Genomic DNA, 15,349 nt, shown 5'->3' on the forward strand with positions numbered 1-15,349 from the left:
GAGCTGGTACAGTCCGAAGGATACGATATTGCAATTGGGGACTATACGCATAGCGCAGGTAATACCGGAGACAGCCTGAATGTTACAGGCGGTGAAGGTGACCCAGTTAGTCTCGCAGGCGATGGTACTAATGACTCCACCGTGGTTGGTGGCAATATCAGTTTCAGCGCCTCGGGGAGTTTCAATGTCAGCAGTAGTATAGATACCGCGGCTGGTTCTCTTTTTGGAACCAGCACCTCTACCAAGGATGCCGATGAGGCCAACGTCAGTGATCTCAGCTCCATTAATAATGTTGATATCACAACGGTCAGTGGATCTGCTGATGCCATCAAAACCATTGACGGCGCATTGATGCAGATTGACAATATCCGTGGTGACCTCGGTGCCGTGCAGAACAGGTTCGAATCCACCATTGCCAATCTCTCCAATGTATCGGAGAATCTCTCCGCGGCCCGCAGCCGGATTCTGGATGCGGACATTGCCCAGGAAACATCGGCAATGACCAAGAACAACATCCTGCAGCAGGCTGGTGTATCTATCCTCGCCCAGGCCAACCAGGCGCCGCAGCTGGCCCTGTCACTGCTTGGATAAGGATGAGTAAATCGGAGTAAAACAGTAAAAAGGGACCGGTTTCGACCGGTCCCGCTCCGGTTTTCATAAATTACAGTAAAGGAGACCGCCATGAATGTCGATATGATCAATGGCACCGGTGGGATGATGCAGCAACTTAACGCTGCGGAAAAAATTGACACACAGAGAAAAACCAGGGAAACCGCGGCAACAGAACCCCAGGTCTCTCCGGAAAATGTCAAAATCCAGCCGGAAGAGTTACTTGACCAGATAAAAACCATCACCCAGGATGGCCTGTACAGCGTGCGTTTTGAAAAGGACGACACTATTCAGGATCTGGTAGTCAAAATATTTGATAACGAGACCCAGGAAGTTATCCGACAGATTCCCGCTGAAGAACTGCTGAATTTCAAGGCAACGTTCGCGGAACTTGTTGGAAATCTGGTGGACACCAGGGGATAGGAACTCTTTCGATCCGTAATTACTCGAGGTAAAATTATGTCAATCACTTTCAGCGGTCTGGCGACCGGACTGGACACGGACAAGATCGTCAAAGATATAATGACTCTTGAGCGTGCTCCTCTTGACAGAATTGAGGCAAAAAAAACTGCAGAAACCGAGAGGTTAAAAGCCTATGCCCAGTTTAAAACAAAACTGGATGAACTGAAAAGTGCGGCGGGCGATCTCAATATCACGAGTGAAGTGCGGACAACCAAAGTTTCTCTCAGTTCCGAGGACGCGTTTACCGCAACCACTTCAAGTGGGGCTCTCGGCAGTTATAATATATCAGTCGCCCAGCTCAGCCAGGTGCAGAAAAGTATCACCAATGGTTTTTCATCCAATTCGGAGTCTATTCTTGGAACAGGATCAATTACTGTAAATGGTACAGTAATTACGGTTGGCGAAAGCAATAACTCTCTTCTGTCGCTGGCAAACAGCATCAATGAAAAATCCGAAACTACCGGCGTCACTGCAACCATTATCAATGACGGCACTTCAGGATCACCGTATCACCTGGTTTTTACAGGAAAAGACTCCAGTACCAATTTTACGGTGACCAGTAATCTTGCCGATTCCAGCTCAAACCCTATAGACTTCACCACCACTGATGCCCAGACAGCCCGGCAGGCTGTAGTTTTTATTGATGGCCTCAAAGTAGTCAGCAACAGCAATACTATCAGCAATGCCATAAGCGGGGTCACTCTGGATTTAAATGAAGTCAGCAAAAAAACTTATGACGGCACCCCTGAGGCGGGTGTCGATCCCTGGGAATGGGCCGATCCACCGGTTTACAGCTCTACCAGGATGGACATCAAGGCTGATACCGATACAACCAAGGAAAAAATTACCGCCTTTGTCACCGCATACAACGGCGTGATGGAATGGATAAATTCCGGCTACAAGGAATTTGGAGGATCGACAGAAATTCCTGAAAGTACGGAGGAAGATAAAGATCCTCTGCTGGGTGCGGTGCTGCGTGGAGATGCAACCATCAACAGTGTGAAGAGACAGTTGCAGAGTATTCTTACCAGTTCCATAAAAACAGGGGGGGACTTTTCAAGTCTGGCAGGGCTTGGTATTACAACCAATAAAGACGGAACTCTGAAACAGAACAATACAAAACTCGACGATGCTCTGAACAATAATTTTGATGATGTTGTCCACCTTCTGGCAGGAAAAGACGAAACAGACGGTATCATGAAAAATTTCAACAGTCTGCTTCTTGATCTCACCAGTGCAACGTCCGGAATATATGCCACCAAGAAAAAGGCCAGCAGCCGGGCCATGGAAAGATTCGATTATCAAATTGACCAGATGGAACTCAGGATGACCAAGAGAGAAAGAGCCCTTCGGGCCCAGTTTAATGCCATGGAACAGATGGTCAGTAAACTTAATTCTCAGGGTGATTTTCTCACCCAGCAGATGAATGCACTTAACGGGATGAAAAAATAATGAATGCCTATATGAACCAATACCAGCAGAACCAGGTCATGACAGCCTCCAGGGAGCAGATTCTCATCATGCTGTATGACGGGGCCATCAGATTCTGCCATCAGGCCATTGCAGCCAGCCGTGCAGGAAATAATGATGAAAAAATTGGTCGCATTGCTAAAATTTTCGCCATCATTACCGAATTTTCAAATTCTCTTGATCATAGCATAGGCGGAGATATAGCAGCGGACCTTGATGGACTGTATCAGTTCATGCTGAGAGAACTGCATAAGGCTCGAAAAGATCCCGGTGAAGAACATCTGGAAATCGTTGAAGGGCTTCTGGTTGATCTCCGACAGACCTGGAGTGAAGCCATTGAAATCACCAAAAATGAACAAAACATAATTGCCCTTGAAAAACAGGACAAAACAAATGAATTGCAGCATCAGGCAAGCCGCCTTTCAGCTGCGGGGTAAACCTGATGACCGAACCAGGTAACGCAGGAATTGGGCGAAAAAGCAATTTTTCAAGATGACCTGAGGAAATCACCATACTGAGAAGGAAAAACTACAATGTCACAGATCGACAGCCGCCCCTGTTCAGATTCATTACAAATGCTCTTTGAAAGATCCATCGACTATTATTGCAGGATTGAAGCAGTTTACGAGAAAATGGGCAGTGGACCACTCGATTCAATGCTGAATTTCACAGAAACTGCCATTGGCGAACTCTCTGATCTTTTCAGTAATGTGGAGAAGGTGGACGACCAGATAAAAACACTGATGAATGATTCATCAGTTCCTCTCACAAAAAAAACTTCTTCCCTTTTCAAGTTAAGAAAAAGACTGCTGGAACGAATTTATGACGGAAACAGGTTTCTCCATGGCAGAGCAATGAATGTGCAATCCCTGCTGCAGCATGAACTCAACAAAATGAATACCGGGCATATCGCAATGAGGGGCTACAAATCATTATCCTCTGAAAACAAAGGTATCCTTGCCGGATCTGTTTAACCTCCTGGGTGGGCAATTACTCAAGGCGCTATTACCCAGGTAAAAACATGGAGCAGCTTTGAGCAATTACCCTTCTATTTCAGATTGGAGGTGCAATCGTCACCACTATGCGCATATCTGTTTCGGCCCTTACCCCATGGGGTTCACGTATTTCTGAAATAAGGATATTACCTGTTTTCGCAGGAATTTCAGCGCCATCTTCGCCAAGAAAAAATCCTTCCCCTTCAATAACCTGAATCGAAAGCTCACCATCAAGATCATGAGAATGGACCGGAAAGGTGACTCCCGCCTTGAGATTAAAATTAATAATCTTAAAAAATTCAGAATCCTCCACAAGAAAAAATCTTTTCATTGCCCCTTCAGTAAATTCCCGGGTTGTGTTCAAATCAAGTACTTTCATTATTTCTCCTTTTTTTATCTTCGTAACTCATCCAGCATTCATCACCAATCCAGAACTGGTGTTAGATATTTTCCCTTCTTACCCCTGATAAAATAAGCACCTTTTTCCAGCCGGTCCTATAAATTTATAATTTTACAGAACACTCCGCGTTGACCTGAATCAATAAATAGAATAAAACTTATTGCAACACTTGAATGGCTCGACAGGTTATTCTAGATTGACGCCTCTGCTGTTACTCTGACGAACTGGCCTTCTTCAAGCAGCAGGGGCGTTGCCCACTCCACGAAAAGATAAGAAAATGAGTAATTACTCACAGCTACCCCAGCTTTTCACGGTCTCTTTCGTCCGCATAGGTGGGCGATAGCGACCAAAAGAGCCTGCAAAAATCTGCGGCATCTGTGAGCAATTACAGTTCAGAGGTAGTAAAATCACATAACTGCTGCCCCTGTGAGGAGTTACGAAAATGGCCATAGAAAAAAAACAAATAAATAAATCACCCGGCAACGGAGGTGTCTCAGAAGAGATGATTCTGAAGATATCCAAGGAAATAGCTGTAAAATTCATTGAAGTCGGTCGTATTACACCCACCAGTTTTCCTGCGATCTTTACCACAATCCACTCAACCATCAGTGATACCGCTGGTAAAAAAGAAAATGGCTGAACTTGATCCGGCACTGAATAAATGTGCTCCCTGTGCCCGTCATATCCATATCATTGGAATCTGCGGAACCGGCATGGCAGCTCTTGCCGGGATGCTGCAGCAAAAGGGGTTTTATATTACCGGCAGTGACAGTCATGTCTATCCCCCCATGTCGGATTTTCTCAACAGCCTGAACATTAGAGTCATGGATGGATATCATTCCGACAACCTCCAGCCCGCACCGGATCTGGTTATCGTCGGCAATGTCATTACCGCAGATAATCCTGAAGCCTGCGCCTTAGGCAAAACGACAATCCCCTACCTTTCCTTTCCCCAGGCACTCTCACACTTCTTTATCTCTGACAGAACTTCTCTTGTGGTGGCAGGAACCCACGGAAAGACAACAACCTGCTCCCTCCTTGCCTCGGCCATGTACAGCGTCGGCCTTGATCCGACATTTATGATCGGAGGCATTGTCAGAGAATTCAACAGTAATTTCCGTCTCGGCAACGGCCCCTGTTTTATCGCGGAAGGAGATGAATACGACACCGCCTTTTTTGACAAGGAATCCAAATTTCTTCACTACCGGCCCAGGGTTGCCGTTATTACCTCCATTGAGTTTGACCATGCCGATATCTTTAAAGACCTGACTGCCATCAAAAATACATTTTTAAAATTCGTCCGCCTTATTCCGGAGGATGGACTACTCATCGCCAACCTGGATGACCCCAATGTAGCTGAAATTGCAGAAGGAGCACACTGTAAAATTGAAGGATACGGCCAGGGGGACCATATCTGGTCCCTGAAAAATATAAGACCCGATGAAGGAAAAACTCATTTTACAGTTTTCCATAAAGGTCATCCCTATGGGGAAATGTCAGTCAGGCTGCCGGGCAGACATAACTGTATGAACAGTCTTGCTGTTACAGCCGTCATGCATCATCTTGGTATTGAAACTGACCGTATACATCAGGGGTTAAGCAGTTTCAGCGGCGTTAAAAGAAGGCAGGAGGTACGGGGAATTGAAAAAGAAATAACCGTAATTGACGATTTTGCCCATCATCCCACAGCCGTAAAAGAAACTGTCAGGGCTTTAAAAGATGCCTATGACAAGCAGCGGCTTATCATTGTTTTTGAACCGAGAACAAATTCATCACGAAGGGCCATTTTCCAAAAAGAATATGCCGCTTCCTTTGATTCCGCTGACATTGTTCTGGTGCGGGAACCGGTACCCCTGAAAAATGTTGCTCATGACCAAATGTTCTCATCCCGGAAACTTGCTGAAGATCTCAGAACGATGAAAGGTCTTGATGCAGAAGCATTTGATGATACAGATAAAATTATCAAATATCTCATGAAGTCCATTCTGCCTGGCGATGTTATTGCCGTTCTGTCAAATGGTGGTTTCGATAATATTCATGACAGGCTTCTGCAAAAAATAAAAGAGAAGCCGGTCGAGGTTCAGGAAAAATCACCCCATTTTATCCTGTGAACTAATGGAAAACAATATAAGAAAACACCTTGCAAAACAGTTCAACCTGACAGCGGATCAGATCGACGCCATGTTACCGGCTTTTATAACCACCCTTCATTCCCACCTGGTAACTCTGGAAAAATCCATTGAAGAAAATGACCTGAAACGAATTGGAAAAGCGGCCCACACCATTAAAGGTGCCCTGCTCAATCTCGGACTTGAACAGAGTGCCGAAATTGCGTACCGTATTGAAAAGTCGGGAAAAGCTCTTGATGATACAATGGATTATTCACAGACAGTCAACACCCTGCGTACCCGGCTCGGTTCACTTCTGAAGAATTCAGCCTGAAGCCGTGACCAGTTACGAAAACAACAGTAAGAAAAAAGATCAGCAGAAAAAAAACTTTAATCTACTCAACAGGGTATCAACCTTTGTGAGGGAAAATGAGTTGCTGCATGAATCCGACAGAGTTGTTGTCGCTGTCTCCGGAGGTGGAGATTCTCTTGCCCTGCTCCACCTCCTCCACTCACTTGAACTGGACCTCAAACTGCTGGCGGTTTATATCAACCACCAGCTTCGGCCAAAGGAAATATGGCAGGAAATAAATACGGTGGAGAAAACCTGCAGGACTCTGAATATTCAGTTTGTCACCAGGACCGTCAATGTTCCTCTCCATATAAAGACAACCGGCTGTTCACCTGAGGAAGGCGCCAGAATCCTTCGTTACACTGCCCTGGAACAGACTCGCCAGGCGTTCAACGGCTCTGCCATTGCCGTTGCCCACACGGCGGACGATCAGGTGGAAGAATTTCTTATCCGGCTTATTCGTGGCAGCGGCATGAAAGGATTATCAGGTATGTCGCCACTGTCGGGAAAAATCGTGCGCCCCCTTCTGCTTGAAAAAAAATCCGACCTTCTCGACTATCTGCAGAGCAATGACATCACGTTCTGTCTGGACAGCTCAAACCTTGAGCCTCTCTTTCTTAGAAACCGGATCCGGCTGGAACTCCTTCCCGATCTTGAAGAAAATTTTAACCCATCGATCAGAACAACAATTCTGCAATGTATGGACATTCTCCGGACGGACAACGGGTATCTCGATGAATCAGCCCGCGAAGCCTTCCAGAAAAGTGTAAAATTCGATGGGGACACACTCAAACTCTCACTTTCCCGGACCGGGACCAGCCACCAGGCAATCACCAGGCGGATTCTTGAAAAATGTTTCTGGAGAATGTCCATAAGGCCGGACTTCAGAAAAATAGTCGCCCTGATGGATTTTATCAGCAACAGCGACAACGGTCGGGAAATACATCTCAGCGATGGTGTCCGGGTTGTAAAACATAAGAATTACCTTGTCTTCTCACGTCCCCTTTCCGGGGGGAAATTACGAGGCTCCCCGCAGCCGCGGACATTTTCTCCGGTAATTGTTGACCATCCGGGATCATGGCCGGTGGAGGAACTTGGAATCTCTCTTCATCTCAAGGAAGAAAAGAAATTTTCAAAAGAAAAAAATACTCTCTATATGGACATGGAGAGTATTACATTTCCTCTTGTCCTGCGCCCGCCCCGAAAAGGAGAAAAATTCAAACCATTCAACAGTCCGGGCCGAAAAAAAATTTCAAGGATACTGAGCGAAAGGAAAGTTGAACAGAATCGCAGACCGGGATTTCCTGTTCTTACCACCAGTGAACCTGACAGAATCATTGCCCTTCCCGGCCTGACAATTGCCCATGAAGTACAGATCACGGAAAAAACAACGAGAATACTCTCCATCACGCTAAGTTTTACGACGTAAGATCCGCTTATCTCCAATTCTCATGGTCACCTTTATCCGGTCAAGGTATTCCAGAATTGGAATGGAAAATTTTCTGGTCAGTCCTGTCAGGGCCTTGAAACGGGGGGCATCAATCTCTCCGTCCCTTTCAATGGTCTCAACTACTGATTTTACCAGCGGATCAAATCGTTCTTTTGAAAAGTACAGCGTTTCACTTATTTTCAGAAGAGTTTCCTGCCGGAGGAGTAACTGCAGAACTTCTTTAACCAGGTTTTCAGGGTATTCAGAAAATCTGGCCATGGTCTCTTTCACCGTGGGGGTAGTCAGCCCCTTTTCCCTGTACCACTCAATGATTTCACTCTCCAGCTGTTTTTCATCAGCCTTCAGGGCCACCTCATGGTCCGCCATACGAATTGCTGATTCCTCAAGGACCACAACAGATTTACGCAGTAACTCATTCAGACAGTAATTAAAAACCTTCTGCTCTACCCTTTTTCCCACGCTGGACCGAAGCTCTTCCCTGACCAGTCCAACCTGGATAGGATTGTCCCTATGGTATTGACGAAGTGTGGAAATAATTGTTTCCTTGATTTTTTCCGCAATATTTCGAATAACATAACGTTGAGTTGATGAATCAACCACAACCATTTTTTTTGTTGAAAGCGGTACATTCAACGCCTTTTTTAAATGTTTGCCAAAAAGGCCCAGACGAATGCCCAACTCTCCGGCAGTAAGTCCTTTTTCTCCGCTTTCAGCCAGAAAGAACAGTACCTTGTCCTCCACTGATCCATTCACCAGGACCTCATACAACCGCCTGTTATACTCCCGGTCCCTTTCTGTGAGCCGTTTTCTTTTTCTGAATGGCAGATTGCCTAAAATTTCTCCCCCGCCAATTGTATATACAGGTGAATAACTCCGTACCACATAACGGTCCTGCGGCCAGACTGCAACCTTTTCCTCAAGCAGCAATTGAATAATGCTTTCTTCTCCGGGCTGGAGCTCATCTCTGTCGAGAAGTGACAGTCTGCCGATTATTTCAGAGGTACCCACATGGACACGAATCCGTGCCCGATGTTTCAGAGGTTTTGGATTTGAGGCAAGATAAAGAAATCGGCAGTCCAGCATATATCCGGGTTCCAGAACATCCGGCGGAGCCAGAACCATACCCCGCTCAATTTCCGTACTGTCAAGACCCTGGAGATTAACAGCTGTCCTGTGACCGGCCTCAACCTCCTCAACCGGCTCCCCGTGGACCTGTATCCCTCGCACCTTGGCCATGCGTTCAGAAGGATAGAGCCTCAGCTCCTCGCCGACGGCGGTTCTACCTGAAATGGAAGTACCGGTAACAACGGAACCAAACCCCTTCATGGCAAAGCTTCTGTCCACAGGAAGTCTGAAAGGACCAAAACTCTGGGTGAAATTATGTTGGGTAACAAAATTGTCCAGAGTTGTACGGACCTCGTCGAGTCCTTCTCCGGTAATGGAAGAAACATGAAGAATCGGTGCATCTTCCAGAAAACTGCCCTGGCAGAATTCGAAAATCTCCTCATCGACCATTTCCAGCCAGTCAGGTTCCACAAGGTCAATTTTGGTAACAATCACCAGGGCCCGTCTCACACCCATCAGACGACAGATCTCGAAATGTTCACGGGTCTGGGGCATTATTCCTTCATCAGCAGCAATGATAAATGCCAGAATATCCATACCGGTTACCCCGGCCACCATATTCTTGACAAATTTTTCATGACCGGGAACATCAACAATACCGATACGATGCCCGCAGGGCAGATCAAGAAAAGCGAATCCCAGTTCTATGGTGATTCCTCTCTTTTTCTCCTCTTTAAGGCGATCCGTCTCAATTCCGGTCAGGGCCCGGATAAAACTTGTTTTGCCATGGTCCACATGACCTGCAGTACCGAGAACTATTTCACGCATAAATAATAATTGTAATTGGTCACAGGGGGAGCAGCTCTATGATTTTATAACCTCTGAACTGTAATTTCTTACAGGTGCCGTAGATTTTTGCAGGCTCTTTTGTTCGCTATAGCCTACCTATGCAGACAAAAGAGACCGTGAAAAGCTGGGGTGCCTGTGAGTAATTACGTTTTCATTAGCTTTTTGAGGCCGAGCCATAGGATCCGGCCATACCGGATTTATCAGAGAAATGGATTTGAAACCTTTTCTTCACCTATTGTGGAACGGCTGCCGCCATATCCATGTCCGGGCCAGACCACTGTTTCATCAGGCAGAACAAGCAGTTTCGTCCTGATGGATTTGAGCAGTTCTTCATGGGATCCCCCGGGGAAATCAGTTCGTCCCAACCCACCGACAAAAAGCGTATCACCGGTAATAACATCCGGACTGTTATACAGACACATACCTCCTGGAGTATGGCCGGGGGTGTGCATGACTTCCAGCTTTTCATCACCCAGCTCTATGATGTCGCCATCTTCCACCAGAATATCCGGTGATGGCGATGGTTCCATGCCAAGCATTGAAAAATAATTTTTCACCTCGGGTTTATCAAAAAACTGTGCATCGGCACTATGCATTATAATTTTTGCCCCGGTAGCCTCCTGGATTTTTCGATTACCGCACACATGATCAGGATGCCCATGGGTTACAATAATATATTCCACGGTGACACCCATATTTTCTGCTTCAGCCAGGATTTTATCCTCATCTCCCCCTGGATCGATTATTGCCGCTTTTTTCGTTTTTTCACAGGAGATAATATAGCAGCAGACAGCCATGGATCCTACTATCATCTGTTTTACTTTCATAGTATGGGTTTTTTCATAGTTCATATTTTTTCCTGAATCCGTGACTGTTTTTTCATTCTTAACAACTGCTCAGTTTCGGTCGAGATGAGCTGACACGGATTCAGGGTGAAGAAACAGGCGGTTATGAATGTGACGCGCAGGTGCCACCACACGCACAACCTGAATCGGTATCCGCCATTTTCAATACTGTCGGTTGTGCTACAGGTGGGACCCTTCTTTCAACAGCGCTCACAACTTCCCCAAAAGCCCTGGTGGCAGGGCTGTCTGAATCTGAAGAAAGATAAGGCTTACCATCGTCGCCTGCCATGACAACCTGAGGATCCATGGGGATTTTTCCGAGAAACGGCAGTTCAAGCTCCCTGGCCAGGTCCTCTCCTCCTCCGGATTTAAATATATCTACAGTTTCATTACAGTGAGGGCAGACAAAACCGGACATATTCTCCACAACACCAATAATATCCATCTTAACAGTCTTGCAGAAATTAATGGATTTCCTCACATCCGCAAGTGCCACTTTCTGTGGAGTAGTAACGACAATGGCCTTGACGTTGGGGATTGTCTGAGCGACGGAAAGAGGTTCATCACCGGTCCCAGGAGGAGCATCAATTATAAGATAATCCAGCTCACCCCAGTCCATATCCGCAACAAACTGTCTGATCGCCTGAATTTTCAAGGGACCGCGCCAAATAATCGCCTCATCCCTGTCCCGCATCATGTACTCAAGAGAAACAACCTTCAGGTTATCGTTATACTTCAGGGGTGGAACAAGAGAGTCAGGAGTTTCCGGCGGCTCAACATTCCCCTTGAGATCGAGCATGCGAACCACATCTGGACCATGTATATCCACATCCATCAGTCCCACCTGGAAACCGCGGGCAGCAAGTCCGAGAGCAAGATTAACTGAAATAGTGGATTTCCCCACTCCGCCTTTCCCGCTCATCACAAGGATTTTGTTTTTAATCTTGCCTAAAGATCTGGTAATTGCATTTTCCTGCTGGGCAGCCGCAGCCTGTTGCGCCTCATTTGTGCCACAGGAACTTCCACACGATCCGGCCATTTCGATACCTCCTAACACTTTAAATATATAAAATAGATTTTGAGTAACATCTCCACAGGCGGAAATCACCACCAGTTTCGAAATTAACACCACTACAGTAATGCCGCTGGAAGGAATTGCAATGATTTTCAGGAAGGTTCTAAATAACAATCAGAAAGCCATTGTGGAATAAAGTTCTATGAAAATGTATCACCGGGAACAAATGATGACTTTTTGTTGCTTTCTTTTTGCAGTCTACGTAAGATAAAAAATCTTTGTCTGCCGAAATCATGCACTTCAGAAAACAGAAAATGCAACTATGGCTTAATTTCATTATAATTTCAATATATTATGATATATTTAGCGAATCTGGCCTTTCACTTTTCGGGTGAAGAGACATTTTTTAATTTTCTCTGGACTGCGGGATCGGCAATTTTACCGAATCCGGAGTCTCGCAGACTCTTTTGTTCACTGTAGTCTGCCTGTGCAAACAAAAGAGACCTGGAAAAGCTGGGATGGTTGTGCGCAATTACCATTGATCAAATAACTTTTTGCTCAGGAAAGAACCCTCATGTTAGGTTGGTTTAAAAAAAAGAAAAAAGCACCGGAAAGCAAAGCTGAAATAACTGAACAGGAAAGCCCGACAAGGGAAGAGAAACCGGTACCTGAACCTGTTTTGCAAGAGGCCTCGCCCGCAAAAAAATCCAGGGATGAAAAGAAAAATCTTTTTTCCAGGCTCAGTGAGAGACTGGCCAAAACGAGATCAACATTCACCTACCAGCTTGATACACTTTTTCTCGGTAAAAGAGAAATCGACAATGATCTCCTGGACGACCTTGAAGAAATTCTTATTACTGCCGATCTGGGGGTAGCAACAACTCAGGAACTGCTTGAACACGCACGCCGGAAAGTTAAACGAAAGGAATTGACCGATCCCGCAGCCCTGAAGGACACCCTCAAGGGAAAAATTAAAGCCTTCATTCTTGACGCAGTAGCAAACGATGAATTAAAAATGCCCGACCAGGGTCCCTTTGTCATAATGGTCATAGGGGTCAATGGTGTCGGAAAAACAACCACCATTGGCAAAATCGCCCATAAATTTCAAAAGTCAGGTCAGAGTGTCATGCTTGTTGCAGCGGACACCTTTCGGGCTGCTGCGGTCTCGCAATTACAGATATGGGGAGAAAGAAACAACGTCCCTGTAATCGCCCACAGGGAAGGAGCCGATCCGTCGTCTGTTGTTTTTGATGCCCTTGGTGCTGCCGTTGCAGAAAATATAGATGTGGTTCTTGTGGATACGGCTGGACGACTGCATACACAGGCCAACCTCATGGAGGAACTGAAAAAAATTAAAAGAGTCATGGGAAAAAAACTTAAAGGTGCACCCCATGAAATTCTTCTGGTAATAGACGCAACCACAGGCCAGAACGGTATAAGCCAGGCAAGGCTGTTTGATGATGCCGTCACCATCACCGGTATGGCTCTGACCAAACTTGACGGAACATCAAAGGGCGGTATCGTCGCCAATATATGTCGAGAAATCAAGGTGCCCATACGATTTATCGGTATCGGTGAACAGATGGACGATTTACGGGATTTTAATGCTGATGAATTCACCGAGGCACTTTTCCAAAGTGACACCGGGAGTGTCGAAAAATAGAAGGATCAGATAAAAATGAACTACCAGCGACAGCAACAGCCCGGTTGCGGGGGTTGCCTTCTGATTATCCTCCTGCTCGTTTTTGTTTCAGGAGGTGCACCAGCCCTGATCTCATTTCTCGGCACGCTTATTTACACGGGCCTTGCAGGTGTGCTTATCTTTATCGCCCTTTTCTGGGGATTTTCCTTCTGGGTGCAGAAAAAAGTCGCCACTTATGAGCAATCCCAGACAGAAAGCCACAGCAGGTTCGTCTGGCTGCTTGTACATATCCTCATGCATACAGCCAAAATAGACGGCCGTATTACCAGAGAGGAAGTTCAGACTATCCATCGCTTTTTCCAGTATAATCTCCATTACAGTCAGACCAAAATGCTCTGGGTAAAAGAGATTATAAAGGAGGCAACAAATTCTTCTCCCTCCCTTGATGCCCTGCTGGAGGAATTCAAAACAACCTTTGCCTACGAACCCAGACTGATCCTGCTGGAGCTGGTTTACCAGATCCTCTATACAAAAAATGATGTTCCTGAAAATGAACTGGCTATTGCCAGGCGAATTGCAGCCTTTCTTGAAATCTCCGCCTATGACCAGCGGACCATTGAAGCAAAATACAAATATGGCAGAGCATACACGTCATCACCACAATCCCCGGATATGTCTGCCCGCCACTATGCAACCCTCGGCCTTCAACCCGGAGCTTCGAAAGAAGAAATTAAAAAAGCATATCGTAAACTGAGCATGAAATACCATCCGGATAAGGTGAGACATCTCGGTGAGGAATTCCAGAAAATTGCCGAGGAAAAGATGAAAGAAATCAATGCGGCACACGATTATTTAGAAAAAATGTGAAATTTGGAGGAGATCAATGACTGTTTCAGAAAAAATGAAACGTTTTGCCGAAAAATCATCATGGATACGCAAGATGTTTGAGGAAGGCGCAAAAATGAAAGCCGAATATGGCGCCGAGAACGTCTTCGATTTCAGCCTTGGCAATCCGGATCTGCCACCTCCTGAAGAATACAACAGGGCTATTGCCGAAATCATTCGTGACGAAAGTCCCGGCGTTCATGCCTATATGCCAAACGGCGGCTATGTCATGGTTCGCGAAGCCATTGCGGCAAAGATGTCAAAAGAGCAGGAAATGGAAGTTGACCAGGGTGACATGCTTATGACCTGCGGTGCCGCCGGAGGCCTGAATATTGTCATGAAATCCCTGCTCAATCCCGGCGATGAAGTTCTTCTCACTGCCCCCTATTTCGTGGAATACAACTTCTATGTGGATAACCATGGAGGAGTCAGCAGAATTGTCGGGACTGACTCAGAATTCAACCTTGATCTTGAGAAAATATCTGAAGCCATCACAGAAAAGACCAAAGCGATTATCATCAATTCCCCCAATAACCCGACGGGCCAGATCTATTCAGCGGAGTCACTTGCGGCTCTCGGTACTCTTCTGGCCGATGCGGAGAGCAGGTACAACACCACGATTTATATGATATCGGACGAGCCCTACCGGAAGATTGTTTTTGACGGTCACACCGTACCTTCAATTTTCAAGGCATACCGCAACAGTATTGTGGTTTCATCCTACTCAAAAGATCTTTCCCTTCCGGGAGAACGTATCGGTTACCTGGCAGTTCACCCGGAAATAACAGAAAAGAAGAATCTTGTGGATGCTCTGACCCTTGCCAACAGAATTCTTGGATTTGTCAATGCACCTGCCCTCATGCAACGGGTTGTTGCAAAGCTGCAGGACGCCTCAGTGGATAATTCAATCTACGCGAAGCGAAAGGCAATTTTCTGCAAACTCCTTGAAGATGCCGGAATGAATTTCACCCATCCCAAAGGAGCTTTTTATATTTTTCCCCGCACACCCATAAAAGATGATGTGAAATTTTGTGCGCTTCTTCAAAAACACAAAATTCTCGCGGTGCCCGGCACCGGGTTCGGTGCACCCGGCCATATCCGTCTTGCCTTCTGTGTGCCCGACGATGTCATCAGCAGATCAGCAGAAAATTTTAAAAAGGTGATGACCGAGGCAGGCTCCTGAACCTGTAATTGCTCACAGG

16 protein-coding genes are annotated in these 15,349 nt (G+C 46.1%); 12 read left to right on the forward strand and 4 right to left on the reverse strand.

Going from position 1 to position 15,349, the window contains the following annotated elements; translation table 11 throughout:
* From ACXLDX_RS12145 to ACXLDX_RS12165, 5 genes are all read left to right on the forward strand, one after another.
* Positions 1–591 (forward strand): flagellin (locus tag ACXLDX_RS12145; protein ID WP_457577451.1); only part of this gene is annotated, 591 nt, incomplete at its 5' end.
* A 90-nt stretch (positions 592–681) separates the two neighbouring features.
* Positions 682–1,032 (forward strand): flagellar protein FlaG, encoded by a 351-nt coding sequence (locus ACXLDX_RS12150; RefSeq protein WP_457577452.1) that lies wholly within the window; start codon positions 682–684, stop codon positions 1,030–1,032.
* A 36-nt stretch (positions 1,033–1,068) separates the two neighbouring features.
* Positions 1,069–2,523: a flagellar filament capping protein FliD gene (fliD, locus tag ACXLDX_RS12155; protein WP_457577453.1), complete on the forward strand. Its 1,455-nt coding sequence runs from the start codon at positions 1,069–1,071 to the stop codon at positions 2,521–2,523.
* Positions 2,523–2,978, forward strand: coding sequence for a flagellar export chaperone FliS (fliS, locus tag ACXLDX_RS12160; protein WP_457577454.1), 456 nt, complete (start codon positions 2,523–2,525; stop codon positions 2,976–2,978). Before fliD ends, fliS begins: the two co-directional genes overlap by 1 nt.
* Before the next feature lie 96 nt (positions 2,979–3,074).
* Positions 3,075–3,515 (forward strand): hypothetical protein, encoded by a 441-nt coding sequence (locus ACXLDX_RS12165; RefSeq protein WP_457577455.1) that lies wholly within the window; start codon positions 3,075–3,077, stop codon positions 3,513–3,515.
* A gap of 79 nt (positions 3,516–3,594) precedes the next feature.
* On the opposite strand, the gene ACXLDX_RS12170 is transcribed toward ACXLDX_RS12165, so the two are convergent.
* A complete protein-coding gene (locus tag ACXLDX_RS12170; protein WP_457577456.1) occupies positions 3,595–3,915 on the reverse strand; it encodes a cupin domain-containing protein in 321 nt (106 codons plus the stop codon).
* Positions 3,916–4,378: 463 nt separating this feature from the next.
* Between ACXLDX_RS12170 and ACXLDX_RS12175 the strand changes: the two genes are divergently transcribed.
* From ACXLDX_RS12175 to tilS, 4 genes are read left to right on the forward strand one after another with little or no spacing between them, the layout of a single operon-like run.
* Positions 4,379–4,576, forward strand: a complete 198-nt coding sequence (locus ACXLDX_RS12175; RefSeq protein WP_457577457.1) for a hypothetical protein — start codon at positions 4,379–4,381, stop codon at positions 4,574–4,576.
* Positions 4,569–6,047, forward strand: a complete 1,479-nt coding sequence (gene mpl, locus ACXLDX_RS12180; protein WP_457577458.1) for a UDP-N-acetylmuramate:L-alanyl-gamma-D-glutamyl-meso-diaminopimelate ligase — start codon at positions 4,569–4,571, stop codon at positions 6,045–6,047. The genes ACXLDX_RS12175 and mpl overlap by 8 nt, the downstream gene beginning before the upstream one ends.
* 4 nt (positions 6,048–6,051) lie before the next feature.
* On the forward strand, positions 6,052–6,378 hold the full coding sequence (locus tag ACXLDX_RS12185; RefSeq protein WP_457577459.1) for an Hpt domain-containing protein: 327 nt from the start codon (positions 6,052–6,054) through the stop codon (positions 6,376–6,378).
* A 4-nt stretch (positions 6,379–6,382) separates the two neighbouring features.
* Positions 6,383–7,825 (forward strand): tRNA lysidine(34) synthetase TilS, encoded by a 1,443-nt coding sequence (gene tilS / locus ACXLDX_RS12190; protein WP_457577460.1) that lies wholly within the window; start codon positions 6,383–6,385, stop codon positions 7,823–7,825.
* On the opposite strand, the gene selB is transcribed toward tilS, so the two are convergent.
* The 3 genes from selB to ACXLDX_RS12205 all read right to left on the reverse strand — a co-directional run bounded on the left by selB (position 7,808) and on the right by ACXLDX_RS12205 (position 11,644).
* A complete protein-coding gene (gene selB, locus ACXLDX_RS12195) occupies positions 7,808–9,739 on the reverse strand; it encodes a selenocysteine-specific translation elongation factor (protein WP_457577461.1) in 1,932 nt (643 codons plus the stop codon). The two genes, tilS and selB, sit on opposite strands and share 18 nt — an antisense overlap.
* A gap of 221 nt (positions 9,740–9,960) precedes the next feature.
* Positions 9,961–10,611 carry an MBL fold metallo-hydrolase gene (locus ACXLDX_RS12200; protein ID WP_457577462.1) on the reverse strand — a complete coding sequence of 217 codons (651 nt, stop codon included), beginning with the start codon at positions 10,609–10,611 and terminating at the stop codon, positions 9,961–9,963.
* A gap of 97 nt (positions 10,612–10,708) precedes the next feature.
* The gene (locus ACXLDX_RS12205) at positions 10,709–11,644 is read right to left on the reverse strand and encodes a P-loop NTPase (RefSeq protein ID WP_457577463.1); all 936 of its coding nucleotides are present in this window, start codon (positions 11,642–11,644) and stop codon (positions 10,709–10,711) included.
* Positions 11,645–12,194: 550 nt separating this feature from the next.
* Here ACXLDX_RS12205 and ftsY point away from each other — a divergent pair.
* From ftsY to ACXLDX_RS12220, 3 genes are read left to right on the forward strand one after another with little or no spacing between them, the layout of a single operon-like run.
* On the forward strand, positions 12,195–13,283 hold the full coding sequence (ftsY, locus tag ACXLDX_RS12210; protein ID WP_457577464.1) for a signal recognition particle-docking protein FtsY: 1,089 nt from the start codon (positions 12,195–12,197) through the stop codon (positions 13,281–13,283).
* A gap of 15 nt (positions 13,284–13,298) precedes the next feature.
* Positions 13,299–14,129 carry a DnaJ domain-containing protein gene (locus ACXLDX_RS12215; RefSeq protein WP_457577465.1) on the forward strand — a complete coding sequence of 277 codons (831 nt, stop codon included), beginning with the start codon at positions 13,299–13,301 and terminating at the stop codon, positions 14,127–14,129.
* A 16-nt stretch (positions 14,130–14,145) separates the two neighbouring features.
* A complete protein-coding gene (locus tag ACXLDX_RS12220) occupies positions 14,146–15,330 on the forward strand; it encodes a pyridoxal phosphate-dependent aminotransferase (RefSeq protein ID WP_457577466.1) in 1,185 nt (394 codons plus the stop codon).
* The last annotated feature ends 19 nt before the right edge of the window (positions 15,331–15,349 follow it).

It is taken from the genome of Desulfomarina sp. (assembly GCF_054039375.1).

Coding starts and splice junctions, on each gene's coding strand:
- ACXLDX_RS12215 (WP_457577465.1), top strand. CDS start 13,299: ATGAACTACCAGCGACAGCAACAGCCCGGTTGCGGGGGTTGCCTTCTG.
- mpl (WP_457577458.1), top strand. CDS start 4,569: ATGGCTGAACTTGATCCGGCACTGAATAAATGTGCTCCCTGTGCCCGT.
- ACXLDX_RS12170 (WP_457577456.1), bottom strand. CDS start 3,915: ATGAAAGTACTTGATTTGAACACAACCCGGGAATTTACTGAAGGGGCA.
- ACXLDX_RS12185 (WP_457577459.1), top strand. CDS start 6,052: ATGGAAAACAATATAAGAAAACACCTTGCAAAACAGTTCAACCTGACA.
- selB (WP_457577461.1), bottom strand. CDS start 9,739: ATGCGTGAAATAGTTCTCGGTACTGCAGGTCATGTGGACCATGGCAAA.
- fliS (WP_457577454.1), top strand. CDS start 2,523: ATGAATGCCTATATGAACCAATACCAGCAGAACCAGGTCATGACAGCC.
- ACXLDX_RS12205 (WP_457577463.1), bottom strand. CDS start 11,644: ATGGCCGGATCGTGTGGAAGTTCCTGTGGCACAAATGAGGCGCAACAG.
- ACXLDX_RS12150 (WP_457577452.1), top strand. CDS start 682: ATGAATGTCGATATGATCAATGGCACCGGTGGGATGATGCAGCAACTT.
- ftsY (WP_457577464.1), top strand. CDS start 12,195: ATGTTAGGTTGGTTTAAAAAAAAGAAAAAAGCACCGGAAAGCAAAGCT.
- ACXLDX_RS12175 (WP_457577457.1), top strand. CDS start 4,379: ATGGCCATAGAAAAAAAACAAATAAATAAATCACCCGGCAACGGAGGT.
- ACXLDX_RS12200 (WP_457577462.1), bottom strand. CDS start 10,611: ATGAACTATGAAAAAACCCATACTATGAAAGTAAAACAGATGATAGTA.
- fliD (WP_457577453.1), top strand. CDS start 1,069: ATGTCAATCACTTTCAGCGGTCTGGCGACCGGACTGGACACGGACAAG.
- ACXLDX_RS12165 (WP_457577455.1), top strand. CDS start 3,075: ATGTCACAGATCGACAGCCGCCCCTGTTCAGATTCATTACAAATGCTC.
- ACXLDX_RS12220 (WP_457577466.1), top strand. CDS start 14,146: ATGACTGTTTCAGAAAAAATGAAACGTTTTGCCGAAAAATCATCATGG.